This window comes from Streptomyces sp. NPDC001732 (assembly GCF_053596315.1).
Map to the genome: position 1 here is coordinate 1 of NZ_JBSFFY010000202.1, position 1,405 is coordinate 1,405.

Below are 1,405 nucleotides of genomic sequence, written 5' to 3' on the forward strand. Positions count from 1 at the left end.
GACCTCGACCTGCTGCGCCCGATCTACGCCCAGACCGCGGCGTACGGCCACTTCGGCCGCGAGCTCCCCGACTTCACCTGGGAGCGCACCGACCGTGCCCAGCGGCTGAAGGCCGCGGCCGGTCTCTGACCGGTCGGCCACTTCGTACTTCGTACCCTTCGAGGAGAGCCCGACGTGCGCATCGCTGTCACCGCTTCCATCGCCACCGACCATCCGGTGGTCTTTCCCGACCGTCCGGTGGTCCTCCCCGGCCGGTTCGCGGATCGGCCGAGCCCCGACCGGCTCGCCCCCGGCCCGGACCGTCGGTCATGACGGGCACCGGGGCGGACGCCCTCCGTGAGGCGCTTGCCACGCGTGTGGTGGTGGCGGATGGTGCGATGGGCACCATGCTCCAGGCGCAGGACCCGAGTCTGGAGGACTTCCAGCATCTCGAGGGCTGTAACGAGGTGCTGAATGTCACCCGTCCGGACATCGTGCGGTCGGTGCACGAGGCGTATTTCGCGGTCGGGGTGGACTGTGTCGAGACGAACACGTTCGGGGCGAATCTCGCGGCGCTGGGCGAGTACGACATTGCGGGGCGGGTGTTCGAGCTCTCGGAGTCCGGTGCGCGGATCGCGCGGGAGGTCGCGGACGAGTTCGCCGTCTCCACGGGGCAGCAGCGGTGGGTGCTGGGCTCGATGGGGCCGGGTACGAAGCTGCCGACGCTGGGCCACGCCCCGTATGCCAGGCTGCGGGACGCCTACCAGCAGAACGCGGAGGGGCTGATCGCCGGGGGTGCGGACGCCCTGCTGGTCGAGACGACGCAGGACCTGCTGCAGACCAAGGCTGCCGTCATCGGTGCCCGCCGCGCCCTGGAGGCCGCCGGGGCCGGTCTCCCGGTGATCTGCTCGGTCACCGTCGAGACGACCGGGACGATGCTGCTGGGCTCGGAGATCGGTGCGGCGCTGACCGCGCTGGAGCCGCTGGGCATCGACATGATCGGCCTGAACTGCGCCACCGGTCCGGCCGAGATGAGCGAGCACCTGCGCTATCTGGCGCGGCATTCCCGCATCCCGCTGTCCTGCATGCCCAATGCGGGTCTGCCGGTGCTGGGCAGGGACGGTGCGCACTACCCGCTGTCCCCGGCCGAGCTGGCCGATGCGCAGGAGACGTTCGTGCGGGAGTACGGGCTGTCGCTGGTGGGCGGGTGCTGCGGGACGACGCCGGAGCATCTGCGCCGGCTGGTCGAGCGGGTCCGCGGCACGGCCGTCGTCCCCCGTGCCCCGCACCCGGAGCCGGGTGCGGCGTCGCTCTACCAGACGGTGCCGTTCCGGCAGGACACCTCGTATCTGGCGATCGGTGAGCGGACCAACGCCAACGGGTCGAAGAAGTTCCGGGAGGCGATGCTGGAGGCCCGGTGGGACGA

Annotated in this window: 3 protein-coding genes; all 3 read left to right on the forward strand. The window is 71.2% G+C overall.

Annotated features, from left to right (window positions below):
- Nucleotides 1–129, forward strand: a 129-nt coding sequence (locus tag ACWCXX_RS41375) for a methionine adenosyltransferase domain-containing protein (protein ID WP_451136491.1), incomplete at its 5' end; no start/stop codon positions are given.
- A gap of 45 nt (nucleotides 130–174) precedes the next feature.
- Nucleotides 175–312, forward strand: coding sequence for a hypothetical protein (locus tag ACWCXX_RS41380; protein ID WP_451136487.1), 138 nt, complete (start codon nucleotides 175–177; stop codon nucleotides 310–312).
- On the forward strand, nucleotides 309–1,405 hold a 1,097-nt coding region (locus tag ACWCXX_RS41385; protein ID WP_451136489.1), incomplete at its 3' end, for a homocysteine S-methyltransferase family protein. The genes ACWCXX_RS41380 and ACWCXX_RS41385, both read left to right, overlap by 4 nt.